Here is a 24942-nt window from a genome sequence, read left to right on the forward strand (position 1 = left end):
AAAAAGGAAGACCGAGGAAAACCCACGCACCCGTCGAACAAACCGCCCTTTTTGTAGGCGCTTTGTTCGACGGGATTATAACAATTTTTATTCGGTTGTCGATAAAAATAATGTAGAAAGAACCAATGAACTTTAAGTTTAAACCCTTACCTTTAAGTCTTTGTTTTTGATAACTTAACTTTAACAACGAAGCCTGCTACTAAGACAAGCTGGCTTTGTAATCTTGATAATCAAATTCGCGCTGCACATCAATACTGCCATCTAGACGTCGAATCACAATCGCTGGCATATTAACACCATTAAACCAGTTTTTCTTAACCATGGTATAGCCTGCCGCATTACCAAACGCAACGGTGTCGCCCACTTGCAGCTCATGCGCCAAAGCATACTCGCCAAAGATATCGCCTGCCAAACAGGAGCGTCCATAGATAATAGTATTGTCAACAGCCTCTTGTTGCGCCTGATCGACAGCCATCACCTCCACTGACTCTGCATTGACAGAAGTGATTGACGCAGACTCGCGATAAATCAGCAAATCAAGCATATGCGCCTCGATCGAGGCGTCGACGACGGCGAGGTTTTTGTCATTGTGCATGGTATCCAGCACTGTCGTAACCAGCGTGCCAGCGCCATGAATACTCGCCTCACCTGGCTCAAGATAGACTTGGACGCCGTATTTTTCACTAAAGCCTTTTAGTCTGTCGGCTAATTTTTCTAGCGGATAACTAGGTGCGATAAAGTGAATACCGCCGCCCAAACTCACCCACTCTAGCTGCGCTAAAATATCACCAAACCTGTCTTCGATATCAGCCAAGCTTGCGCTAAACGCCTCAAAGCAATCGTTTTCACAGTTGTTATGAATCATGACCCCTGTGATATCACCAAGCACCGCTGCAATCTTATCTTTATCATGCTCACCAAGACGGCTAAAAGGACGGGCAGGATCAGCGATGATAAACGACGAATTACTGGTTTTTGGGTTTAAGCGTAGCCCGACTGGAATGTCCTGTGCATGCGCTTTATCTTTAAAGGCATGCAACTGCGAGATGGAGTTAAAAATAATCTTGTCCGCGTAGCTTAATACTTCGTCAATTTCATCCAAGCTATAGGCGACACTATAGGCATGGGTTTCTTTTTTATCACTGTTATTGGCATCACGGTTATTACCAAAAGTCTCATAGCCCAAACGCACTTCATTGAGTGACGATGAAGTCGTACCATGCAAATAAGGCTGCATCACATCAAACACGCCCCACGTGGCAAAACACTTGAGCGCAAGCAAAGCCTTGGCACCAGACAACTCACACAGACGTGCGATAGTTTGCATATTGGCAACGATTGCCGCTTCATCAAGCAAATAATAAGGCGTAGGCGGTAATGAAGAAGTGGTTTTTTCAGGATTTTTAACATTCATAAGTGGTTACCTAATCGCTGCGGTTGGCATCATGACAGATATAAATAATTGCGCTATAGTAGACTAAATTCACTATAATTAGAATATCTTATGTCATTATCAACCGATTATTCCAGTGCAGCGAGCCAAGCCAATTTATCTCAGCTTGAACCAAAAAATATCAATTTAGCGCATCTTGATGCCGATGCGCGGGCGGTTTTAGACTTTTGGTTTGATAAAGACAATGAGGCGTATTGGTTTGAAAAAAACGATGCCTTTGATCAAAAAATAAGAGAAAAATTTGGTAAGATTTGGCAAGCCGCCAAACAAGGTGAATGTGTCACCTGGCGTATCGCCAACGCCGCAGCAGATAGCAACAGCTCCATCACTGCTCTAGCAGGACGCTTGGCTGAGATTATTGTGCTCGATCAGTTTTCGCGCAATCTGTGCCGCGGGCAAGCCAATGCCTTTGCACAAGATGGCATGGCACTGGTATTGGCGCAAGAAGCCATTCAACAACCACATTTCGATACCCTCCCCGCGCAGTGGCGAAAATTTATGATTATGCCATTTATGCACTCTGAATCTTTGATGATTCATGAGCGCTACTTGCCGCTCTTTGAGCAGTTAGATGACGCGATGACACTCGACTTTGAGCACCGTCATAAAGATATTATCGAGCAGTTTGGCCGCTATCCGCACCGTAACGACATATTGGACCGAGAGTCGACAGCGGCAGAAGAAGCCTTTTTAGAACAACCAAACTCATCGTTCTAAGTCTTTTCGCCTCTTAGAAGAAGGGCTGGATCAGCAATCTGATTCAGCCTTCCCTTTATGGCGCGGCGTTCGACAAAGCATCTCCTAGTAGTTCACTTCACCTGTGGTAAAACTAAACGACTGCTGCTGTAAGGTTTTATTATCAATCAACACCTCATAGCTGACACGATATTCAGTATTGCCATAGAGTCCACACTGCTGGCTTTGATCTTGCCGGCGTGCAATCTCACAGCTTTTTAAATCATCGGTCATTGGCAATGATAAAAATAAAAAAGCATACCTCATCAAATAAGTTCATTAAAGCTTACAAAACGTAAATTAATTACCTTAGAATCGCCTAAAAAACACTCGCTGTCAGTGCCATGGTTGAATGTGCAACACGCCCTAACATAACCAGCATAGTCGACGTTTAGCATTCGCTCTCCAGCGCCTTTCTTATAGGGGCAAAGCTGCGGCGATGCTCTGGTAACACGCCAAGCGTCGCAACGGCTGCCATATGAGCGCGCGTTGGATAGCCTTTGTGTTTAGCGATGCCATACTCAGGATACTGTGCATCTAATTCATACATGGCCTTATCACGGCTCACCTTTGCCAATATACTGGCCGCGGCGATACTGGTATGACGGCCATCGCCCTTGACCCATGCTTGACAGTCGAGCATAGCGGGCGCTATACCTGCCTTGGCAAGCTTACCACTGTCTAAATCAGGGCAGCGATTGCCATCAATTAGCACTTCGATAAAGCGATGACCGACAGCAGTTAAATGGGCGGCAACTGCTTGTAGCAGCTCCTCGGTACACAAACGCATACCGAGCATCGTCGCCTGCAAAATATTGATTTGGTCGATGACGGCGGCCGGTATCTCCGCGATGATATACCCGACCGCATACTGCTGCACCAAGGGATAAAGCCTGTCACGCTTTTTTTCACTCAACTGCTTGGAGTCGATCAATACAGACAGCGGGGTATCCTTTAGCGGCTGCGCTTCTATGAGCCCCGACCACGCGGCAGGTAATAGCGCCGCGGCGACATTGACAGAGCCTAGCAAAGGGCCGCGGCCAGCTTCATCGACACCTATTTGTAGTGGCAAGGCCGCGTCCTTTGTCGCCTGCCCATATTGGCTTTGTAGCTCCGAGGTATGTAGTTGACCAGACAAATGAATGGGCGCTGCTAGTTGAATATACTGCCCTTTGATATCGACTTGCTCAATACGTATATCAATTGGTATCAAAGGCTGGGCACTACTAGATGGGTTACTCATAACACTGTTATATCTTTTTTTGAGGGGTGAAAGTTGGACTTGGTGACATTGTCTTTAGCATTGTTCTTAGTATGGTTTTTAGCATTCTGTCATAACAATGCTGCCATACGGCACAGATGACATGTGTTATTGCTGATGGTTTTGCTTATACCATTGCTCGATGACGCTGTTTGCCGGCTCATGGTTGCTCTGCTGCTGTAATAGCTGTTTGGTGGTAAGCAGATCGCTCATTTGCTCGGCATAGGCGCGTGGCTGTAATAAACGCATCACCGTACGGCAGATATTGTCCCCACTCGCCTGCTCTTGTATCAGTTCAGGCACTATCGCGGCATCTGCTAGGATATTGGGCAACGCCACATAAGGCACTTTTACCAGACGCTTGGCGATCTGATAGGTCAGCTGATTTAACTGATAAATCACCACCATCGGTCGCTCAAGCAGCATCGCCTCTAGTGTCGCGGTGCCTGAGGCTAGCATCACCACATCGGCTGCTGCCATCGCTTGCTGACTAAAGGTTGGCTGACTATCATCGTAAACCACCACGATAGCGGCGCGCAGCTGTTCTGAGCGTTTATCGATGACATCTTGCACGATATATTGATGGTTTTGATCCACAGTAGGGATGATAAAACACAGTTTTGGGTCCAGTAATATCAATTTTTGAATACCATCGAGCATCAAAGGCAAGATGGCGGTAATCTCCCCGCGCCGCGACCCTGGCATCACGCAAATGAGCTGACTGACTTCATCAAAACGATCAATAAAAAACTGCTGCAAGCCATCATTATGCCAGACCAGCTCACTGCGGCGCTGATTGATAGGTGTCGCCATTAGCCCTTGATCTATGGTGCGTAACAGCGGATGACCGACACAGATTGCTGGGTGGTTATGACGCTCATAGACTGGTAGCTCAAACGGAAACAAGCACAGCACCAAATCGGTGGCTGCTTTGATATTATGGATACGCGACTCACGCCATGCCCAAATAGAGGGGCTGACATACTGAACACAAAACACCCCTTTGGGCTTTAGTTTTTTTGCGACCCGCAGATTAAAATCAGGCGCATCGATACCAATAAACCAGTCGATAGCAGCGTTTTGAAACGCTACTAATAACTCACGGCGTGCCTTTAGCAAATCTGGCAGTTGTGCCATGACCTCAACCAGACCCATGACAGCCAATCGCTCTAATGCAAAGATGCTTTGTAATCCTTGTGCTTGCATCTTAGCGCCGCCGACCCCGACCCAAACAATATCATCGCGCAGATTGTTCATCTGCTGCATAAAGTCGGCACCCAAGCTATCACCTGACACCTCGCCTGCGACAATACCGATGACCAGTGGGCCCGCGTTTGACTCAGGTACCAAAAGCTCAGCCGTGCTTTGACTTTTAAGCGTCTGTACCGCTGCGTCTGGCGTCACATCAAGGGAGTGGTTAAGGGTAGCAAAATCTGTCATGACAAGCTCTCGATATGAAGATGATAAAGGTACGATAAAAACAATTATAAAATATAACACATGTCAGTGGCCATAAGGCCTGATAACGCTAATAACGATGCTCATTGACGCTGCCATCATACGTGACGACGGCCAAAATAGCTAAATTGACTCACAAAAACCACGCGCCGCCTGTTTTTATATCCAACGCAGGCGTCACAATGATAACTGGATTTTGGCTTCCTCATTCCAGTTATCAGTTAATTAACTGTATGACTGCCCTTGTCAACCAGCGCTTTTGTCCGCATAATGAATATCCCTATAAATCAGCTAGACGATATATAACCATGACAACACCAGTTACCCATAATGCAGATATTGACGACGTGAATATTGAAAAATTCATTCCTTTGATCACTCCCGCTGAGCTAAAAGCTGAGCTGCCTTTGTCAGACAAAGCTTATAATACCGTCCTAAAAGGTCGCAACACTATCCAAGATATCTTGGACGGTAAAGACAAGCGCTTGTTTGTGGTCATCGGCCCCTGCTCTATTCACGATATTAAAGCCGCTCACGAATACGCCGATCGTTTGGCGGTATTGGCAAAAGAGATCGAAGATAGCATATTTGTGGTGATGCGTGTCTATTTTGAAAAACCCCGTACAACGGTGGGCTGGAAAGGCATGATCAATGACCCTGACATGAATGACAGCTTTGATATCGAAAAAGGCTTGCGTACGGCGCGTAAGCTTTTGTTAGACCTCAACGAAAAAGGCTTGCCGTGTGCCACCGAGGCCTTGGACCCAAATACGCCGCAATACATGCAGGATTTGATCAGCTGGTCAGCCATTGGTGCGCGCACCACTGAAAGCCAGACGCACCGTGAGATGAGCTCAGGTTTGTCTTGTCCAGTGGGCTTCAAAAACGGCACCGACGGCGGCATGACAGTCGCGGTCAACGCCATGCAAGCGGTCAAAGAAGGCCATAGTTTCTTAGGTCTATCAGCAGATGGCAAAGTCTCTATCATCAAATCAAAAGGCAACCCTTACGCTCACGTGGTATTGCGCGGTGGTAATGGCAAACCAAACTATGATGAAACGGCGGTAGCACAAGCCGAAAACGCACTGGCCAAAGGTAAAACCAATGGCAAAATCATGATTGACTCAAGCCATGCCAATTCAGGTAAAGACCCATATCTACAACCAATGGTCATCACGAACGTCGCCGAACAAATCCAAAACGGCAACAAATCCATCATCGGTATGATGATCGAAAGTCACCTTAAAGGCGGCAATCAAAAGCTGACGGCTGACTTAAGCCAGCTTGAGTATGGCAAATCTATCACCGACGGCTGCTTGGATTGGGACAGTACGGTCACAGCTCTATACAAGCTGCGTGATATGGTCAAAGACGTCTTGCCAAATCGCTAACTCTCAATGCAAAGAGCTATCGTCTAGCTAGCACGCCCAGCATTGATACTGTGATACGCTAAAAAAAGCCCGCCCGATACGCATATCGGGCGGGCTTTTTATGACTGTCTTTATTTAACTCTTTTTAATCTGATGACTTTTATTCAGCCATCCTATCCTACTCGCCTGTAGATCCAAGCACACTCTCTAAACTCTCAAGTACATGCTTAGACGATACCTGCTTTTGTAAATCAAGCAGCTGCTCATGCGCCATCTGACGGCGCGGCTCAGCCAAAGTGTTCCAGCGCGCCAGCACTTGTAATAAGCGCGATGCCAATACTGGATTGGCAGTATCCAGCTTTTTGATGACACCAGTATAGATATCCAGTCCATCAGCTGTCCAGAGTACGGTAGGCTGCGAGGCAAAGGCACCGACGACCGAGCGGACACGGTTGGGCGTATTCCAATCAAAGTCCTTGTGGGTAAGCAATGCAGTGATATCGTCAGGGGTGACCGTATCGGCAGACGCCTGCACACTAAACCACAAGTCAATGACCAAATCATTGTCTTGGAAGCGCTCATAAAAATCTGCTAGATAGTCATCAGCTTTTGCCAGTTGATGATTGACCATGACCTTTAACGCGCCAAAACGCTCTGTCATACAGCTGGCATTATCATACTGCCGCTGTGCCCATTCAGCAGCCCCAGCAACGTTGGCGGTCACTGTCATATCGAGTACCACATTACGCAGCGCACGTCTGCCGCGAGCATCGGCACTGTCTTGATACGCCTGTATGAGTAGCTGCTTATAAAGCTTTGCCCACTCATCTTTTAATACCAAAGCCAGCTGTTGATATAAACCTTCACGCTGCGCTTTGATCACCTCTGGGTCATAGTCCTGCGGAATGGCAGATGCCAGCTCCTGCGCGGATGGAATATCCAGTAAGCGTGCCGCCAGCATCGCATCCTCGGCGGCAAGCACAGGCAATGTCTGCGCCAGTGCATGCAGATAAATATCTGGGCTGCTTTTCTCGCTTTTGTTTTGTAGCAAGATACGATTGACCAGCATCTGCGTCACTTGCCAGCGGTTAAAACCATTGGTCTCGTGCTCAAGTAAAAACGCCAAATCAGCATCTTGATAAGCATAGTTGAGCTGCACAGGGGCACTAAAATCACGTAATAGCGATACCACAGGCTCGCTGGTCACATTTTCAAAGACGAAGGCTTGTGTTTGTTGATCAAGCAGCAACATACGCTCAGCGACGATATTGCCAGTATTTCGCTCAAACAGTGCCGTCGCTACAGGTATCGGCAGAGGCTTTGGCGCATCAAAACCTGCGACATGACGGTTTTTTTGACTCAACGTTATGGTCAACGTCTGCGTGTCGCTGTCATAGTCTTGATGACCTGTCACCACAGGCGTACCAGGCTGGCGATACCAGTCGATAAAGTCCTCAATTTTGCTATCGGTAATACTGAGCGCAGATAAGAAGTCCTCCACCGTCACCGCTTGCCCATCATAACGGCGAAAATACTCATCTGTCCCTTTTCGGAAGTTGACTGGCCCTAGCGTATTGGCAATCATACGCACGATTTCAGCGCCTTTTTCATAGACAGTCGTCGTATAAAAATTATTAATCTCAACAAAACTCTCAGGGCGCACAGGATGCGCAAGCGGCCCTGCATCCTCAGCAAACTGATGCGCGCGTAAGGTGGCCACATCATCGATACGCTGTACCGCGCTTGATTGCTGATCGGCAGAAAACGACTGATCACGGTACACCGTAAGGCCTTCTTTTAGACACAGCTGAAACCAATCACGGCAGGTAATGCGGTTGCCCGTCCAGTTATGAAAATACTCGTGGGCGATGATAGATTTGACACTAAAACTGCGCGCATCTGTAGTCGTCTCAGGACTAGATAGCACACAAGCGGTATTAAAGATATTTAGGCCTTTGTTTTCCATCGCGCCCATATTAAATTGACTGACAGCGACGATCATATAACGGTCTAAATCATAAGCGCGGCCATAGTTGACCTCGTCCCAGCGCATGGCGTCTTTTAGCGCCTGCATACCGACATCACACTTATCGATATCGGCAGACTTAGCATAAAGCTCAAGCGTCACCTCGCGCCCTTCACTGGTGGTGTATGAATCCGTCAGCACATCCAAATCAGCGATGACGCAAGCAAACAAATAGCTTGGCTTGTTGGTTGGGTCATGCCAGATGGCATAATGACGGTCTGGTGTACCACTGACGTCGCCCGCCTCTACCAAATTACCATTGGCCAGCAGCGTTGGATAACGTTTATCCGCCTCCAAGCGCGTGGTAAATACCGCCAGCACATCAGGACGATCTGGATAAAACGTGATCTTACGAAACCCCTCAGGCTCGCACTGAGTGACAAACATGGTATCGTCGCCACTGCCCGCCATATATAACCCCTCAAGCGCTGTGTTGGTCTGCGGACAGATGCGCACTTGTATCTCTAAAGTAACGTCATCAGGGGCATCTGCTATCGTCAGTTTGCCCGCCCTATGTTGATAGCGCTCGGAGGGCAATGACTCGCCGTTCATAGTGATTGCCAGTAGCGCCAAATCCTCACCAAATAGCACAAGATCCCCTGCACTTTGGCGCACCATCTGTAGCGTGCTAACTACCTGCGCGTGGTCTTCATATAGCTTGATATCCAAATCGACCGTTTCGACAGCAAAGCTTGGCTTTTGATAGTCTTTTAGATTGATTTTGCTGGGTGCTTGCGGTGGCACATCAGGCATTTCAGGGTTGATAATTTGGGTATCTGTTTCAGCAGTAGACATGGGGGTTCCTATTGTTATTTATAAAAAATACGTGTGATTAAAATTCCTAGCGCTTCCTAGGGCGTGTCTTTATTTCAAAAATGGTGATAAAAATGAGATAAATTGCGGTCAAACAAGGAAAATAGCGCCGTTAATATCGGGATATAAACCCGCTATTTGACGATGTTTGGCAAAATTTGGCCATTTTTAGCCCATTTAGATAACTATCGAGTGAATTGAAGACACGCCCTAACCTTAACACCTAAAAGCCCTGTGTTAGATTTTAAGTTTTTTAGGTTTTTTACGTGGTTTAGCTGTTTATTTTTTAGCTACATTGGCCTAAATCACCAAATTTCAAGAGCAGCTCCCTAGATTGTGGCGCTGATAATCCGTGGCTTATAGTCAAATTTAAATAAGTCAGTCAGATAGCTGGCTTTGGTAAAAATAGTAAGTTTAGTGGTCAGGCCTCAATTTTACATTGGATAATGCATACCAAAATGATTTAATAAAGGCACTGACGATTACCATTTGAGAAACGGCCTATCATATGACAAAGCAATCCACGCGTCGCGCAGAGGTGACGCTACCTTTATTAATAGCTTATATCGATGCGCTATTGCCCACTCTAGCACAGGCAACTGATGCGCAGACAAACACTCAATCAGACAGCAAAAGCACCAAACATAAAACTGACGATAAGCCCGAGCTACTGTGGGTAACCGAAGACAAAGACACGCTAGCGTTATTACATACAGCGCTTACCAACCATGCTGCTTTTCAAGCCGGCGATACCACACAGTCAGCTGACAAACTTGCCTCATCGACCCTACTGGCGCTCAACCAACAGCCAGTATCTGAGCGGTATGAGCTGGTGTGCTTCTGGCTGCCGACGCTATCAGCAGAGCAGCTACAGCAGTATATCCCATTACTCATGCGCTATCGCGACCTATATGCCGCCCATCTACTCATCGCCCTTGAGCACAATATCGATTTGCAACCCTACGGATTTACCCCGTTTGATATATTACAGACTTCTACCTTGACAGGGGATACCGACCTATCAGGTGCCGATATGACCCAGATGCCTGCCGCCGCCCATGCTCTTGGATCAGCGACACTGTGGCAATTTAATCTGTATGACTACAAACAGCTGCCTAACTGGCTCAATGCCGACTACTGGGCAAACCCTGAAAACTGGGGCAAGCACCGCTGGTAGTTCGTTTTATGCCTTGATATCAGAGCATTTGTCAAAACAGCTGTATATAACAAAACGAGCATATCTGATTGTAAATTCTCGAGTTATTTACAGTAATACTACTTACATAAAGTAACACTGAATATATGATAAATGGTAATTGCCTGAGTTTTATCGAAGCAGTTTACAACAACAACGTTAATTAAAAATTTTAGGAGCTCACCATGTCAATTCGTTTTTCTAAGCTTGCGGTTCTCGCTGTATTGTCAAGCGCTGTCGCAATCACTACAGGCTGTGCGACCAAACGCGCCACCTCTGAAGTTGTGGTTGCCCCACTAGGTATCCCAGGCGGTCAAACGGGCTACAACGGTGCCGTCATCGTAGACAACACTAGTACCGTCGTCACTGATGCAGACAACCTACAAGCCGTCGTTTACTTTGCTTTCGATAGTAGCGAAATCACCGCACAAGCGGCCAATGTCCTCAATCAACACGCAAGCTTGCTACGCTCAAACCCAACCGCTGGCGTAGTGATTGCTGGTCATACCGATGAGCGTGGTAGCCGCGAGTATAACATGGCGCTAGGCGAGCGCCGCGCCCAAGCAGCGCGTGACTATCTGGCCGCCCAAGGTGTCGCGGTCAACAATATCCGTATCATCAGCTACGGTGAAGAGCGCCCTGCCGCCGCTGGCACCACCGAGGCCGCCTATGCGCAAAACCGCCGCGCGGAGCTGTCTTATTAAGACAAGCCCCATACGCTCGTATTACCAATCGTCAGCGTAATACTAAAAAGGCCCAGCAATATCACGTTGCTGGGCTTTATATTTCCTACTCCTACATAAAACCTGCGGCTACACCTATGCCCTTATACTTGACACAAACTCATAATGTGAGGCTTGGGCCTACGACATGGTGTGCCACCGCGCATGTCAACGCCCTTGCCCATAAGCATATCAATAAGCTGCCTTATCTAAGCAGATACGACCTAAACATCCATATAGACGATACCCAGCAATGGCAGTATTGCCGTGCGCCTGCAGATATATCAGCACCTGATCGGGCGCAGCAGCAGCGCCAACTACAGCGGCAAGGCGTACGGCTGTTGTTACAACAGCTACTCACCAAGCTACAGATATACGATACTTTAGATGAATCAGCCTTTCCTTATCGGCTTGCTCGTAGCAAATACTACGTATGCTTTAGCCATACAGGCGCAAAAAATACAGACGATACTGATAATAGCAGCACTCAACCAACGAGCTGTCTAGTCAATCAGGTGGCCGTCATTCTCAGCCAGCATCGTCCTGCTGGCATCGATATAGAAGCAAATGAGGTAGCTTGGCAGGTGGTTCGGCGTTTTTATGCTGATAAAGAAAAGGCGGTATTGCAACGACTGCCTGCATGGCAGCGTGACGCAATCGCAAAGCGGCTATGGCAAATAAAAGAAAGCTATATCAAGGTATATCAATACACCCTCGCGCAAGGGCTGGGTATCGACTACGCTTATCTGATAGGGGATTTGATAGACAGCGTGATAGACGACCATCATCTGATGACTGTGATGGATAAAAAAACAGGGTACCGTATCGCTATCATTCCTAAGCAGCATATTGTACTGGTGTTTTGATGAGGATATCCAGCCAACATCTAAGGCGTGGCATGTCCTCTATTTAATCGCTAGTCATCTTACTACTTGTTACTACTCAGCGCAAAAAAACGACCCTAATAAATAGGATCGTTTTTTATTTATCTAATAACAGCCAGTAGACTGTGATTAAATTAGAAGCGGTAAGTTGCACCAACTTTTACGATTGGCATCCACTCTAAGTAGTCTTTATCTTCAAGCTCTTGTGCTGCCATGTTAGCAACACCCTGAGCAGTTTCGCCCGCTACTTCAACTCTATCACCCTTACCATCTTGGATAAAAATCGGGCCACCGCTAGTATTACTTGCAGTTACAGTTGCATCAGTTTTACCCATGTATGCAGCACCGATTTCACCGAATAGGCCAAAGTTATTGGTAATATTTGGGCGGAAACCAATAGTCGCATAAGGGGCTAATTTGTTACGATGCTCTACAGTACCTTGTAATGCTCCAACAGATTCTGCATCATATTTTGTATCGTTGATTTTATAAAAGCCGCCTTCTGGATTAGCAGTTACGTCGATATCGTTATCCGGTACGATGATACCTGCGCCCATAGTGAACCAATTGCCAGTAGGACGTAGTTGTACGCCTAGGTATGGGTTACTAAAGTCAGAGTCTACATCGTAGTTTACGTCGTTTGCATCAAAATCGCCGCCAAATAGCTCGGCAACATCACCACCTGCCCAACCGGCTTGTAGTTCAGTGTTTTCGTTCAAACCCCAAGCGATATTGGCACCATAACCTAGTGTACCAACTTCAGCACTGACAGCGGCTGGGTTGATAGCGGTTTGGAAAAAAGTCTTAGTACCACCAACGACAGCGCCAGTGGTGTTACGTACCACACCAGCATCAGCATTGTATGCATAAGCAGGTTCGGCTTCATAAGCGACAGCGACTGGCTCTGCCTCATATGCGACAGCTTTGTTGTCATCAACAACGACAACTGGCTCAGCCGCTAGTGCAGCAGTTGAAGCCAAAACGGCAGCAGAAATTGCTGTTAGTTTAATAAGTTTCATAAATACTCTCCTAAAGTGTGGAATAACTCGCCCAAAAAAAATGACAATTTAGTTCTTTTTAAATCCATCATTTTGTTGAGCAGATTAAAACAATTTTGGCTCAAAAAGTCACCCCTACAGACGCGCTTTTTATTTGCCATTATGTAAAGATTGCATAGGTATTGTAATAATTGCTACATCAACCGGCAAAACTTCGACTTTCTGTTACACAACGCTCTCAAAGTGATCCAACAGCGTAGACATGATTTTTAAGTGACTTAATACTCATGTAAGGATATTACAAAATATGTCATTATCATCGCCTACTGACGTCTCAGCTTCAATAACAGTTATATAGCTTATTACTACAGATTGTTGTATTTTGTGAGTTGACGTATCTAAGGGTGTTTTTGGACAAAAAAATCAGTTAGGAAAATAAGCGACATAAATGTCCTAATATAGCGCGACTAACGTTTGTCTAAGCGTTATATTGTGCTAAATTAGAGACAGTAATAATCCAGTTACAAAGCCTCAGGTTTATGATTTTTTGTTATAATTATTAACGCGTTGCAAGCGACTGCGCTTTCTCCTTTTTTATTATTATCGAGCCATTTATATGCCTAAAGTATCGTCGATTACCCGTGTGTTAGAGATTATAGAAGCGGTGTCTTATGCTTCTAAGCCGCTCTCTCCACTTGAGCTATCGCAAGAGCTGGACATTCCAAAACCGACCATCCATCGTTTGATTCAAAATCTGGTGGATGAGGGGTTTGTCACCGTTGATATCGGCGGCGGCATCATACCTGGCAAGCGAGTGCGAAATTTGAGCGTTGAGCTGTGGCAGCAGCGCCAGTTTTTTAATGAGCGGCAGATGATTTTGCATAAGCTGGTCGAGGAGATCGAAGAGACTTGCGGGATTGCGATTCCTTATCATATGAATATGCTCTATACCAACCGCGCACAGACCTCACTACCCTTGCAGATTTATCTGCCTGTGGGCGTCAAGTCTCCGATGTGGTGTACGGCAACGGGTAAGCTGTATCTGAGCCAGCTCTCCACCACCAGCCGTAACAAGATATTGAAAGGCTTGCCTTTGGATAAGTTTACCAAAAACACCATCACAGATATCGATGCGCTCAATCAAGAGCTGGATAAAATCGCTGAGACAGGGGTCGGTATCGACAACGAAGAGTTTATTTCGGAGATGGTGGCGGTGTCTGTGCCTGTATTAGATAAGAAGTCACGTTATCTGGCCTCTTTGTACCTGCATGCGCCGACTATACGCGTGTCATTAGACGAGCTGATGACGCATGTGCCACGCCTGCAGACAGCCGCTCAGGATATTCAGGCTTTGGTCTATGAGCTACAAAACTAAGTAGGATTTTATAACCAAAAGTTCTGCACTATCACAGATAGCGCAGAACTTTTTTGCTTTAAGACGAGTATCTTTAGTAGCTTTGTGCGTTCGAGACAGATACTTCAAAGACTAGATATTTCAAAGACTAAGCAATTCAAAAACTAAGCAATTCAAAAAACTAAGCAATTCAAGAATTAGGCACTTTAAGACAACACCGAATGGTCATGACGCCCCATGATACTAGAAAAATCTTTGTCGCCATTTTCGCGCGCGTGATCGTCATAGAGCTCTGTCGCCTTGGCGCCCATCGGTGTCTCGACCGCAGTATCCTTGGCAGTTTGCATGGCAAGGTTGAGGTCTTTTTGCATCAGCTTACTCATAAAGCCGCCTTTGTAGCCCTTGCTCGATGGCACGTTTTCTAACACCTGAGGATAAGGGTTATAAACCTCCAGCGTCCAGTTGCGCCCAGAGCTTTGTAGCATGATGTCAGACAATACTTTGGCATCGAGGCCGTTTTTTACGCCTAGATTAATGGCCTCTGCCGTCCCTGCCATCAAGATACCTAAGAGCATATTGTTACAAATTTTGGCGACCTGCCCTGCTCCATGCTCACCTGCATGAAAGATGTTTTTGCCCATTACCGCCAGTATCGGCTCTGCTTTGGCAAATGCGTCGGCACTACCGCCAACGATGAAAGTCAAACTACCAGCGATGGCACCGCCTGTACCGCCAGAGACGGGCGCATCTAAAAAGTCTATACCAAGACCAGTTGCGGCGTCTGCTACCAATCTGGCGTCAGCGGCAGCGATGGTACTACTATCGATGACCAGTGTGCCCTTGGGCAGCTCTGCTAGCAAGCCATCAGATCCATTCTCACCTAGATAGACAGAATGAACGTGCTTGCCCGCTGGCAACATACTAATCACAACATTCGCATTGCTCGCCGCCTCTTTTGGGCTGGTAGCGACGCTGGCACCTGCTTGCTGCAGGCGCTCGCATGCTTCTGCAGATAAATCATATACTGATAGCGGATAGCCTGCCTTTAATAGGTTTTCTGCCATCGGTGCGCCCATATTACCAAGACCAATAAAGGCAATCGTTGGTTTTGCCGCGGCACTCTTTGTCGTATTTTTGGTATTTGTATCCTTTATACCCATCTCATCGCTCCTTGATGATTGATTTTTATGTTATTGCCAGTAGCACCTGCTCGCTGCCTAGGCAGATCTGCTTTTATTTTTAGTAGGTTGTTAGTGATTGATAATCTGACTCCCCAAAGCCTCACTGCCCAGCCAGCCTTCCAATGGGTGCTCGCCTGCCGCATAGGGATTGGTGAAATGCTGATAAATGTATGCCTGTCCATCGGCACTGAGACAGTCTGCCAATGAACGCGACCAATTGGGGTTGCGGTCTTTATCAATCAGCAGCGCCCGTACGCCTTCTTTGAAGTCAGGATTGGCAGCGCAGTGTACAGCGACATTGGCTTCTAGGTACAAGACCTGCTCAAGCGATAGGTCTGCAACTTGATGATACAGTGCATAAGTCAACGCCACTGTCACAGGGCAGCCTGCTCGATAAGTGGCAACAGCGCGCTGCGTCCAGCTGTCTTGCGCAAAGTCAGCATCTAACTTCTCCAACGCCGCGTCGCTTTGCAAGATGGCATCAATATCACCCAATCCACCGCTATTCATTAACTGTCCAATGGCATGCCAATAGGTGGCCAATTTACTAGCAGGCAACTCAGTGACAGGCTGCGCCGCCAGTGCGCGGCTGACGATATCGTGCGCGCTGTTATGCTGGCGCTGATGACTTATGTCTGTACGGTGAGCGGCTTGCTGCCAATCGCTTTGTTTGAGACGTTGTAAGATGGCATCATAATCGCTGCTGCTCACGGCGTACTCAGCTAGATTGGACAAGATAGCATCGTTGCCATTACACATCGCCCCAGTCAGGCCTAAAAACAATCCCATCTTGGCGGGTATACGCTGCAAAAACCAACTACCAGAGGCATCAGGGAACAGCCCAATGGTCACCTCAGGCATGGCAAATCGGGTGCGCTCAGTGACCACACGGTGACTACACCCTGCCATCAGCCCCATACCGCCGCCCATAATGATGCCATCGCCCCAGAGTATCAGCGGCTTGGAATAAAAATGCATCTGCCGATAGAGACGGTACTCATGACCAAAAAACTCTGTCGCATAAGGGTTAGGTAGTGGTGCAGACTCTGACATGCTGTCATATAGCTTGCGAATATCACCACCTGCACAAAACGCCTTGTCGCCTGCGCCCTTGAGCACCAACGCCACTACCTGCTCGTCACGCTCCCACTGCTCTAATTGCGCAGCCAACAATTGACACATCTCGACACTTAGGGCATTGAGAGATTTTGGTGTGTTAAGCGTCATAATGCCAATGAGATGACCACATTCTGTCTGTTCAGTATCAAACAATACTGGCGCAGCGGGCGCGGCTTGCGCAGCAGCGTTTTGATTGTTGTTATCTGTTGAGGTTGTCATACAAAGACCTACAAAAAGTAAAATGAATATTAGGGCGTTTTATCAAGATAGTCTTGGGCGCTTATTTATTTTGCCAAGTTGGCTGACGTTTTTCTAAAAACGCTTGCACGCCTTCGCGCTGATCGTTGGTATCAAACAGCTTTACAAATGCTTCGCGCTCATGGATGAGGTTTTGCGCAGGCGGGTTATGTCTAGCTGCTTGGATAAGCGCTTTAGAATAACTAACGGCAACAGGAGACTGTTTGGCGGCTTTTTTTGCCAACGCTTGTGCAGCTTGTAGTCCTGCACCTTTGTCCACAACTTCCTCAACCAAGCCGATACGCAAGGCCGTCTCGGCATCGACGCGTTCGCCGCACAATATCATACGCTTGGCCCAGCCTTCACCCACTAGCATCGGCAGATTTTGTGTACCACCAGCACAAGGCAATAACCCCACACCCGTCTCTGGTAGTGCCATCTGGGCGTGTGCTTCTGCGATACGGATATCACAGGCCAGCGCGCACTCAAGCCCGCCGCCCATCGCGTAGCCGTTGATGACTGCAATACTAACGCCGCGATAAGCAGATAAGGCTTCAAACGCTTCGCCAAAAGCAATGGCCATGCTGATGGCTCGGCCTTTGTCACCGTCTGAGAAATTATTTAGGTCCGCCCCTGCTGAAAAGAACTTTTCACCATCGCCATGAATGATTAGGGCATATACCTCATCATTGGAATTAAGATCCGTCACCAACTGCTTGAGCGCGGGCAGACTATCCATCGTCCACGTATGAGCAGGTGGATTATTTAGTGTCACGGTGGCGATGTGACCATCAATAGCTAGGTTGAGATTGGTATAATCCGTCATAAGTAATCCTTTATTTTTATCACTATTTTTGAAATGAAGACACGCCATAAACACTGAATACCAAGATTAGCGTAGCTGGCTCAGCGCATCGTCTTGCATCAGCTGACGCGAGACGATCACGCGCATGATCTCATTGGTGCCTTCTAATATCTGATGGACGCGCAAGTCTCGCACGTGACGCTCAAGCGGATACTCATTGAGATAGCCATAGCCGCCATGCAGTTGTAGTGCTTGGTTGGCCACATCAAAGCAAAGATCGGTAGACAGACGCTTTGCCATCGCACAATAGGTCGATGCTTGGCTGTCTTGATTGTCGACTTTGTTGGCCGCCAGATACAGCATTTGCCGTGCGGTAATGGTCTGGGTCAACATATCAGCAAGCTTGAATTGCACCGACTGCAGACTGGCAATCGGGCTACCAAATTGACTGCGCTCTTGCACATAATTGGTCGCGGTCTCAAGCGCCGACTGCGCTGTACCGACCGCACAGATACCGATATTGATACGTCCACCATCCAAGCCTTTCATCGCAATACGAAAACCTTGGCCTTCCTCGCCGATTAGATTTTCGGCTGGGACTTTGACATCTTTAAAACTGATGGTGCGTGTGGGCTGTGCTTTCCAGCCCATTTTGTGCTCGTTTTTGCCGTACTCAATGCCATCGCTATGAGCATCGACGACAAACGCCGATATGCCTTTTGGACCGGCACCCCCTGTTCGTGCCATGACGACCAGTACATCGGTCGCGCCTGCGCCCGAGATAAAGGTCTTTTCGCCATTTAACACATAATAGTCGCCCTGCTTGTCGGCTTTACTGCGTAGTGAGGCCGCATCCGAGCCGGCATTGGGCTCGGTCAAGCAATAACTGCCAAGCCACTCACCACTGACCATCTTTGGTAGATATTTTTTGCACAGAGTATCGCTGCCATACTCACCGATCATCCAACCTACCATATTATGAATACTCATATAAGCGGCGACCGCGGTATCGCCCCATGCCAGCTCTTCAAACACCATGGCGGAGTCTAAGCGCGGTAGCCCAAGGCCGTCATACTCTGGATTGGTATACAGCCCCAAAAAACCAAGCTCGCCGGTTTTTTTGATGACATCGACGGGGAAGTGTGAGGTGCGGTCCCACTCAGCGGCGTTTGGTTTGAGCTCTTTTTGGGCAAACTGTTTGGCGGTTTGGCGAAAGGCGATCTGGTCGTCGGTCAATGAAAAATCCATGGGGTCATCCTTGTGCATGCATTACAAATAGAGTAAAAATGGGTCAGCCGTTCCTGTTTTAACGTCGGTTAACGGTATGATTGATACCGTATCGGTCATACAGTATCAAGTTATACAGTATAACAGCGGTATAACGTCATCGACACATACTTGCATGGCAAAAACACACATGGCGACAACCAGCAAGATAGACACTATACCGCAATGACACAGACTAAGGCCTTATATCGAAATAGTGGTATTGACCCCGCGGCTGGCCTCGTCATCAAACCAGCGCGCTGTGACCGTCTTGGTTTGGGTATAAAACTGCACTGCTTGTTTGCCATAAGGACCCAAATCACCGAGCTTACTGGCGCGTGAGCCTGAGAATGAGAACATCGGTAGTGGCACAGGAATTGGCAAGTTAATGCCGATCTGTCCGACTTGCACGTCTTGCTGGAACTTATGTGCTGCGGCCCCTGATTGGGTAAAGATAGCGGTGCCGTTGCCATGCGGGTTGGCATTGAGTAGCTCAATCGCCTCATCTAAGCTATCGGCGCGCATGATACACAGCACAGGGCCAAAGATCTCTTCTTTGTAGATTTGCATGTCGCTTGTGACATTATCAAAGATAGTCGGCCCTACAAAGTTGCCTTTTTCAAACCCTTCAACCGTGATACCACGACCATCAAGCAGCAAGCTCGCCCCTTCTTCTACCCCTGTACCGATGAGATGCTCAACGCGTGCTTTTGCTGCAGGAGAAATCAGTGGCCCCAAATCCTTATCGTTTTTACCAGCAGATACCACTAAGCTCTCGGCTTTGGCCTTTATGTCATCGATCCACTCGCCTGCCGCACCGACCAGCACCACGACAGATAGCGCCATACAGCGTTGACCTGCTGCCCCAAAGGCTGCGCCCGCTAGCTGATTGAGCGTTTGCTCTTTATTGGCATCTGGCAAGATAACGCCGTGGTTTTTTGCGCCCATCATACACTGGGCACGTTTGCCTGATTGGCTAGCTCGCTCATAGACATGCTTACCCACAGCGCTAGAGCCGACAAACGACACCGCTTTGATATCTGGATGATCACAGATGGCATCAACTGTGGCTTTGCCACCATGTACGACGTTTAGCACCCCTTCAGGTACGCCCGCTTCGACGGCCAGCTCAACCAAACGCATGGTCACCATCGGGTCTTGCTCAGATGGCTTTAGGATAAAAGTATTGCCCGTGGCAATCGCCATCGGAAACATCCATAACGGAATCATCGCTGGGAAGTTAAATGGCGTGATACCCGCGCAAACCCCGAGCGGCTGCCAGATACTATAAGTGTCAACACCTGAAGCGACATTTTCGACAAAATCACCGATTTGTAGGTTGGCAATACCTGCAGCATGCTCGACCACTTCTAAACCGCGGAACACATCCCCGCGCGCATCAGCGATGGTTTTGCCCTGCTCTGCTGTCAAAGTCTCTGCCAGCTCATCCATATGCTCGCGAATCAATTGCTGGTATTTTAAAAAGATACGTGCGCGCGTGGTGATGGGTGTTTTACGCCATGTTTGAAAGGCTGTTTGAGCCGCGGCGACGGCTTGATTGATTTCATCATCTGTGGTCTGCGGCACTTTGGCGATGACCTCTTGGGTAGCAGGATCGGTGATATCGATCCACTCGTTGGTAGTAGAGTCTACAAACTGGCCATTGATGAGCTGCTGAACGTGGTGCATAAGATATCCTTATCTTGTCTGCGAGACGACCATGTTGAGGTGTCTAGTTATACTTAAAAGGGATAAAAAACCAGAAGTTTTTATTAGATTAGCAAATAATTTAAAATGATTTATTTCGTATCGTTATTGACTATAGCAATAAAACAAATTTAGGGTCAAGGGCTTTATCAAACTTTTATCTAAGATTTTTGCCTATCTGCATTTTCTTATCATCAAAAACCAAAAAGCCCATGAGCGTGCATGAGCTTTTTGGTTTTTAGATTGTACTTTGACTTATTGGGCAAGCCACCATAAGACAAGATTCGGGCGTGTCCTAATAATCCTGCATAGATTGTTTGACTGCATCGATTGCAGCTGGGTTATCGAGTGTCGACATATCGCCGGTGGGTTTGTTTTCTGCTAAGGCACGAATAGCGCGGCGCAAGATTTTGCCAGAGCGGGTCTTTGGCAGTGCTTGCGGAAAATAAATAGCTGCCGGTCTTGCGATACCGCCAAGCGATTTTACCACCGCGCCGATGACCTGCTGCTCAATGCGAAAGCGGTTTTCGGTCGTTTTCACTTGTTCATGATCTTTTAACACACAAAAAGCGATCGGCAGCTCGCCTTTTAACTCATCTGCAATACCGACAACCGCGCACTCCGCCATTTCAGGATGGGTGCTGATGGCCTCTTCCAGCTCTTGGGTGCCGATACGATGACCGGCGACATTGATCACATCATCGGTACGCCCTAAGATATAAAAATAGCCGTCTTCATCAGTGACTGCATAGTCTGATGTTGAGTACTGCTGACCATCAAACAAGCCAAAATAGCTACTCATAAAGCGCTCATCGTTGCGCCATACGGTGGTGAGACAGCCAGGCGGTAGTGGTGCACTGATCGCCAGCAAGCCTTTTTCGCCTGCCGCGCATGGCTCGCCCGTCTCTTCGTTGAGAACGCGAGCATCATAGCCATACATGGGATAACCAGGTGAGCCTTGCTTGTGCGGTTTGTGATTGAACTTGGGCGTGTTGCTCAAAATCGGCCAGCCGGACTCTGTTTGCCAATAGTGGTCTAAGATCGGAACGCCTAAATGCTTGGTCAGCCAATTGGCTGTTGACTCATCAAGTGGCTCACCTGCTAAGAAAAACGACTTGACGCTTGAGACATCATAGCGCGTCATCCATGTCTCATCTTGCTTTTTGAGCATACGCACACCCGTCGGTGCGGTAAATAAGATATTGACTTTATTGGCCTCGACGATGCGCCACCAGATACCTGGGTTTGGGCGATGCGGCAGACCCTCATACATCACACTGGTCATTCCAGCGAGCAATGGTGCATAGATGGTATAAGAATGCCCGACCGCCCAGCCGATATCTGATATCGCCCAAAAGGTCTCGCCTGCCTTGCCATCATAGATATAATCCATCGAAGTGGTCAGGGCGACTGCATGACCGCCGGTATCGCGCTGCACACCCTTGGGTGTACCGGTCGTACCTGAGGTATAAAGCAAATAAGATGGCGTGTTGGACTCTAGCCACACAGGCTCAACAATGGCATTGGCTTCGCAGCTAATGCGGCGCTGCTCGGCATAGTCGACATCGACGGCTTGCGGCTCAAATGGTAGCACCCCGCGATTGACCACCAATACATGCTCGGGCTTGACCGTGGCTTGCGTCACGCCTTGATTGACCAAACTCTTATAATTAACCACTTTACCGCCGCGTAGACCTGCATCGACAGTGATGACCATTTTTGCCTCAGCATCATCCATACGAATGGCGAGGTTATGCGCGGCGAAGCCACCAAATACCACCGAATGCACCGCACCGATACGAGCGCAGGCTAGCATGGCATAAGCGGCTTCTAAAATCATCGGCATATAGATGATGACGCGGTCGCCCTTGCCGATACCATGACGCTGTAGTACATCGGCAAAATAATTGACTTCTTTATAAAGGTCATTGTAGGTCAGGCGGCGCTTGGCATAATCGGTATATAGCTCGACATGATTACCCAAGTCCTTGAACGCATCAACAATGGTAGGAAAGGTCTCTATCAGCTCTTGGTTAATCTCAGAAGACAGCCAAATAAAAGCATCTTGCTCGGCGCGCTCTGCTAGATGACGATCAACACAGTTATAGCATAGGTTGGTTTCGCCGCCGACATACCATTTGGCAAAGGGCAGATTACTGTCATCGAGGATTTGCTCAGGCTCTTTGTGCCAATAGATACGCTTTGCTTGCTCCGCCCAAAATTGCTCTCGATCATGAATTGAGGCGTGGTAGATATCTGCAAATTGAGAGGCGCTGTCGGCCATATTGGTGGCTGACTCTTGATTGGCAATAGGAGTTTGAATGGTGTCGCTCATAATAGCTGTCCTTAGCGTGACGATAGGTGGGGCAATAAGGCCTTATCAGACATTATCATAACAACATGTCTAAATGAGGTACTGGTCATCCTTACCAGAACTAAAAAACCGATACGTTATGTATCGGTTTAAAATGTAGCAGAGCAATCGATAAAGGTCAACTATTATGCCTATATTCTCATCGATATTTTAACACAGGCAGGGGCATCATGGGTGCCCATTTTTGTCTATCAAACCTCTGTTTGATCGGCGTACATCTCTCGCATGACTTTTTTATCGTGTTTTCCGACTGAGGTCTTTGGCAAATCATCAACAAACTTAAACTGACTTGGGACGCCATATTTGGGAATGATACCACGCTCGACTGCTTTTTCTGCGATGGCTTTGATATCTTCGACTTTAGTATCTTGGCAGGCAGGTTTTAGGACGACCAGCGCCAGCGGACGCTCGCCCCACTGCTTATCACGCACCCCAATCACCGAGACATCAGCCACCGCTGGATGTAGCGACAAAATCGTCTCAATCTCTAATGATGATATCCACTCACCACCTGATTTGATCACATCTTTTAGACGATCAGTGATACGGATATAGCCATCAGGGCGTATGTATGCGATATCTTGAGTGTGCATATAGCCATTTTCCCACAGCTCTTTGCCAGCATCGTCATTTTTTAGATAGCTTTGGGTTAGCCACGGCGCTCGTAGTACCAGCTCGCCTGTCTTATCTTTGCCTGTGCCTACTGGCTGGTTGTTTTCGCCCCATATCTGCGCATCGACCATCAGTACTTGCTTACCGGTCATACAGCGGCGCGCAACATCCTCTTCTTCGCTCATTTCAGGCTCATCAAGGCTAAACTCCGTCAGGCTAATCAAAGGCGCTGTCTCTGACATACCGTAGCCGGTATAGACCTCAATGCCTTGTGCTAACGCAGCCTTTGCCAGACCCTCTGTTAATCGCGAGCCGCCGATGATCATTTTTAGACCATTGAAACTGGCCTCGCGTTCTTGTGCTTCTTTTAGCACCATTTGCAAAATCGTCGGCACACAATGAGTGATACTGACTTTTTCGTTGATTATCAAATCCAGCAGACTGTCGGGGGCATAGCGACCTGGATAAACTTGCTTTAGGCCGACCATGGTGGCGGTAAACGGAAAACCCCACGCATGTACATGGAACATCGGCGTCATGGGCATATAGACGTCGCCGTAGCTGACGCCTTGCTTGTTGGGCAACATACCCAAAGTCGCTGCTTCTGTGAGCGTATGCAGCACCAGTTGACGATGGCTAAAAAACACGCCTTTTGGATCGCCTGTCGTACCTGAGGTATAAAAAGTCGTGGCGATGGTGTCTTCATCAAAATCTGGAAAATCAAACTCACTATCAGCCGCTGCCAGCAGTGCCTCATACTCTCCTGTGACGCGGTTTTGATTGCCGCCAAACACGCCCTCGTACGACACTCCATTGTCATCTAGCCAAATAATATGCTCGATACTGGAGTTTTCAAACTGATAGTCTTTGACCAACGGCGCAAACTCAGAGTTGAGCAACAGCACTTTGGGCTTGGCGTGGTTGATGGTATAGAGGATTTTTTCTGGTGATAGGCGGATATTGACCGTTTGTAAGATATACTCTGACATCGGAATCGCAAAATAAGACTCAAGATAGCGGTGGCTGTCCCAGTCCATGACCGCAATCACGTCGCCTGCATCTAAGTGGAGGTCTGCCAGCACATTGGCTAAGCGATTGATACGCGTAAACAACTCTTGATAAGTAAAGCGCTGTTTATCTGCATACACGATTTCTTGCTCGAGCGAGACTGTCTTAGCACGATTAAGAAGCTGTTTGACAAGCAATGGATAGTCATAAGCAGCAGGTGCACTGTGATAGATATTTGACATAAATGTAACGTCCTTGTCTTTCGTTTTTGTGGATAACAGATGCTTATAAGTAAAGCATGAAACATCCAGATTGTTATTATTTTTTCTTACTGAAAAGTCAATGCCAAACCTTTGTCAGCCAA

19 protein-coding genes are annotated in these 24942 nt (G+C 47.7%); 6 read left to right on the plus strand and 13 right to left on the minus strand.

The annotated features are described in order from the left end of the window. Positions 1 to 199: 199 nt before the first annotated feature. A complete protein-coding gene (locus CAP50_RS08460) occupies positions 200 to 1414 on the minus strand; it encodes a carboxynorspermidine decarboxylase (RefSeq protein ID WP_100749715.1) in 1215 nt (404 codons plus the stop codon). 90 nt (positions 1415 to 1504) lie between these two features. Between CAP50_RS08460 and CAP50_RS08465 the strand changes: the two genes are divergently transcribed. Continuing rightward, complete coding sequence (locus CAP50_RS08465) at positions 1505 to 2170, plus strand: DUF924 family protein (protein WP_100749716.1); 666 nt, start codon at positions 1505 to 1507, stop codon at positions 2168 to 2170. Between the two features lie 84 nt (positions 2171 to 2254). Here the strand turns inward: CAP50_RS08465 and CAP50_RS08470 are convergent, their stop codons facing one another. The 3 genes from CAP50_RS08470 to lpxB form a co-directional block, all read right to left on the minus strand. Next, positions 2255 to 2422, minus strand: a complete 168-nt coding sequence (locus tag CAP50_RS08470; protein WP_193833360.1) for a hypothetical protein — start codon at positions 2420 to 2422, stop codon at positions 2255 to 2257. 157 nt (positions 2423 to 2579) lie between these two features. Beyond that, a complete protein-coding gene (locus CAP50_RS08475) occupies positions 2580 to 3431 on the minus strand; it encodes a ribonuclease HII (RefSeq protein WP_100749717.1) in 852 nt (283 codons plus the stop codon). Positions 3432 to 3557: 126 nt separating this feature from the next. After that, positions 3558 to 4889: a lipid-A-disaccharide synthase gene (gene lpxB, locus CAP50_RS08480; protein WP_241900717.1), complete on the minus strand. Its 1332-nt coding sequence runs from the start codon at positions 4887 to 4889 to the stop codon at positions 3558 to 3560. Positions 4890 to 5215: 326 nt separating this feature from the next. Here lpxB and CAP50_RS08485 point away from each other — a divergent pair, with 326 nt between their 5' ends. Beyond that, positions 5216 to 6298, plus strand: a complete 1083-nt coding sequence (locus CAP50_RS08485) for a 3-deoxy-7-phosphoheptulonate synthase (protein ID WP_100749718.1) — start codon at positions 5216 to 5218, stop codon at positions 6296 to 6298. Between the two features lie 157 nt (positions 6299 to 6455). Here the strand turns inward: CAP50_RS08485 and pepN are convergent, their stop codons facing one another. Continuing rightward, positions 6456 to 9098 (minus strand): aminopeptidase N, encoded by a 2643-nt coding sequence (pepN, locus tag CAP50_RS08490; RefSeq protein ID WP_100749719.1) that lies wholly within the window; start codon positions 9096 to 9098, stop codon positions 6456 to 6458. Positions 9099 to 9624: 526 nt separating this feature from the next. Between pepN and CAP50_RS08495 the strand changes: the two genes are divergently transcribed. From CAP50_RS08495 to CAP50_RS08505, 3 genes are all read left to right on the plus strand, one after another. Then, positions 9625 to 10293 (plus strand): DUF6231 family protein, encoded by a 669-nt coding sequence (locus tag CAP50_RS08495; protein ID WP_100749720.1) that lies wholly within the window; start codon positions 9625 to 9627, stop codon positions 10291 to 10293. Positions 10294 to 10496: 203 nt separating this feature from the next. Next, positions 10497 to 11015, plus strand: a complete 519-nt coding sequence (pal, locus tag CAP50_RS08500) for a peptidoglycan-associated lipoprotein Pal (protein WP_100749721.1) — start codon at positions 10497 to 10499, stop codon at positions 11013 to 11015. 116 nt (positions 11016 to 11131) lie between these two features. Beyond that, positions 11132 to 11899, plus strand: coding sequence for a 4'-phosphopantetheinyl transferase family protein (locus CAP50_RS08505; protein ID WP_100749722.1), 768 nt, complete (start codon positions 11132 to 11134; stop codon positions 11897 to 11899). 152 nt (positions 11900 to 12051) lie between these two features. Here the strand turns inward: CAP50_RS08505 and CAP50_RS08510 are convergent, their stop codons facing one another. After that, positions 12052 to 12936, minus strand: a complete 885-nt coding sequence (locus CAP50_RS08510; protein ID WP_100749723.1) for a hypothetical protein — start codon at positions 12934 to 12936, stop codon at positions 12052 to 12054. Between the two features lie 595 nt (positions 12937 to 13531). On the opposite strand from CAP50_RS08510, the gene CAP50_RS08515 reads away from it, so the two are divergent. Further along, entirely contained in the window at positions 13532 to 14290 is a 759-nt protein-coding gene (locus CAP50_RS08515; RefSeq protein WP_100749724.1) for an IclR family transcriptional regulator, read from the plus strand. A gap of 185 nt (positions 14291 to 14475) precedes the next feature. On the opposite strand, the gene mmsB is transcribed toward CAP50_RS08515, so the two are convergent. The 7 genes from mmsB to CAP50_RS08550 form a co-directional block, all read right to left on the minus strand. Then, positions 14476 to 15429, minus strand: coding sequence for a 3-hydroxyisobutyrate dehydrogenase (gene mmsB, locus CAP50_RS08520; RefSeq protein WP_100749725.1), 954 nt, complete (start codon positions 15427 to 15429; stop codon positions 14476 to 14478). A gap of 90 nt (positions 15430 to 15519) precedes the next feature. After that, on the minus strand, positions 15520 to 16788 hold the full coding sequence (locus tag CAP50_RS08525; RefSeq protein ID WP_100749726.1) for an enoyl-CoA hydratase/isomerase family protein: 1269 nt from the start codon (positions 16786 to 16788) through the stop codon (positions 15520 to 15522). A gap of 61 nt (positions 16789 to 16849) precedes the next feature. Further along, a complete protein-coding gene (locus tag CAP50_RS08530) occupies positions 16850 to 17632 on the minus strand; it encodes an enoyl-CoA hydratase (protein WP_100749727.1) in 783 nt (260 codons plus the stop codon). A 66-nt stretch (positions 17633 to 17698) separates the two neighbouring features. Further along, entirely contained in the window at positions 17699 to 18859 is a 1161-nt protein-coding gene (locus tag CAP50_RS08535) for an acyl-CoA dehydrogenase family protein (RefSeq protein ID WP_100749728.1), read from the minus strand. A 222-nt stretch (positions 18860 to 19081) separates the two neighbouring features. Next, complete coding sequence (locus CAP50_RS08540) at positions 19082 to 20566, minus strand: CoA-acylating methylmalonate-semialdehyde dehydrogenase (protein ID WP_075100974.1); 1485 nt, start codon at positions 20564 to 20566, stop codon at positions 19082 to 19084. A 313-nt stretch (positions 20567 to 20879) separates the two neighbouring features. Further along, positions 20880 to 22919 carry a propionate--CoA ligase gene (locus CAP50_RS08545; protein ID WP_241900718.1) on the minus strand — a complete coding sequence of 680 codons (2040 nt, stop codon included), beginning with the start codon at positions 22917 to 22919 and terminating at the stop codon, positions 20880 to 20882. A 230-nt stretch (positions 22920 to 23149) separates the two neighbouring features. After that, positions 23150 to 24820: a fatty acid--CoA ligase gene (locus CAP50_RS08550; RefSeq protein WP_100749729.1), complete on the minus strand. Its 1671-nt coding sequence runs from the start codon at positions 24818 to 24820 to the stop codon at positions 23150 to 23152. Positions 24821 to 24942 lie beyond the last annotated feature (122 nt).

It is taken from the genome of Psychrobacter sp. L7 (assembly GCF_002810365.1).
Lineage (GTDB): Bacteria > Pseudomonadota > Gammaproteobacteria > Pseudomonadales > Moraxellaceae > Psychrobacter > Psychrobacter celer.

Excerpts from the sequence above, each read along its gene's own strand:
- CAP50_RS08460 (WP_100749715.1), bottom strand. The coding sequence starts at position 1,414 with ATGAATGTTAAAAATCCTGAAAAAACCACTTCTTCATTACCGCCTACG.
- CAP50_RS08465 (WP_100749716.1), top strand. The coding sequence starts at position 1,505 with ATGTCATTATCAACCGATTATTCCAGTGCAGCGAGCCAAGCCAATTTA.
- CAP50_RS08470 (WP_193833360.1), bottom strand. The coding sequence starts at position 2,422 with ATGACCGATGATTTAAAAAGCTGTGAGATTGCACGCCGGCAAGATCAA.
- CAP50_RS08475 (WP_100749717.1), bottom strand. The coding sequence starts at position 3,431 with ATGAGTAACCCATCTAGTAGTGCCCAGCCTTTGATACCAATTGATATA.
- lpxB (WP_241900717.1), bottom strand. The coding sequence starts at position 4,889 with ATGACAGATTTTGCTACCCTTAACCACTCCCTTGATGTGACGCCAGAC.
- CAP50_RS08485 (WP_100749718.1), top strand. The coding sequence starts at position 5,216 with ATGACAACACCAGTTACCCATAATGCAGATATTGACGACGTGAATATT.
- pepN (WP_100749719.1), bottom strand. The coding sequence starts at position 9,098 with ATGTCTACTGCTGAAACAGATACCCAAATTATCAACCCTGAAATGCCT.
- CAP50_RS08495 (WP_100749720.1), top strand. The coding sequence starts at position 9,625 with ATGACAAAGCAATCCACGCGTCGCGCAGAGGTGACGCTACCTTTATTA.
- pal (WP_100749721.1), top strand. The coding sequence starts at position 10,497 with ATGTCAATTCGTTTTTCTAAGCTTGCGGTTCTCGCTGTATTGTCAAGC.
- CAP50_RS08505 (WP_100749722.1), top strand. The coding sequence starts at position 11,132 with ATGCCCTTATACTTGACACAAACTCATAATGTGAGGCTTGGGCCTACG.
- CAP50_RS08510 (WP_100749723.1), bottom strand. The coding sequence starts at position 12,936 with ATGAAACTTATTAAACTAACAGCAATTTCTGCTGCCGTTTTGGCTTCA.
- CAP50_RS08515 (WP_100749724.1), top strand. The coding sequence starts at position 13,532 with ATGCCTAAAGTATCGTCGATTACCCGTGTGTTAGAGATTATAGAAGCG.
- mmsB (WP_100749725.1), bottom strand. The coding sequence starts at position 15,429 with ATGGGTATAAAGGATACAAATACCAAAAATACGACAAAGAGTGCCGCG.
- CAP50_RS08525 (WP_100749726.1), bottom strand. The coding sequence starts at position 16,788 with ATGACAACCTCAACAGATAACAACAATCAAAACGCTGCTGCGCAAGCC.
- CAP50_RS08530 (WP_100749727.1), bottom strand. The coding sequence starts at position 17,632 with ATGACGGATTATACCAATCTCAACCTAGCTATTGATGGTCACATCGCC.
- CAP50_RS08535 (WP_100749728.1), bottom strand. The coding sequence starts at position 18,859 with ATGGATTTTTCATTGACCGACGACCAGATCGCCTTTCGCCAAACCGCC.
- CAP50_RS08540 (WP_075100974.1), bottom strand. The coding sequence starts at position 20,566 with ATGCACCACGTTCAGCAGCTCATCAATGGCCAGTTTGTAGACTCTACT.
- CAP50_RS08545 (WP_241900718.1), bottom strand. The coding sequence starts at position 22,919 with ATGAGCGACACCATTCAAACTCCTATTGCCAATCAAGAGTCAGCCACC.
- CAP50_RS08550 (WP_100749729.1), bottom strand. The coding sequence starts at position 24,820 with ATGTCAAATATCTATCACAGTGCACCTGCTGCTTATGACTATCCATTG.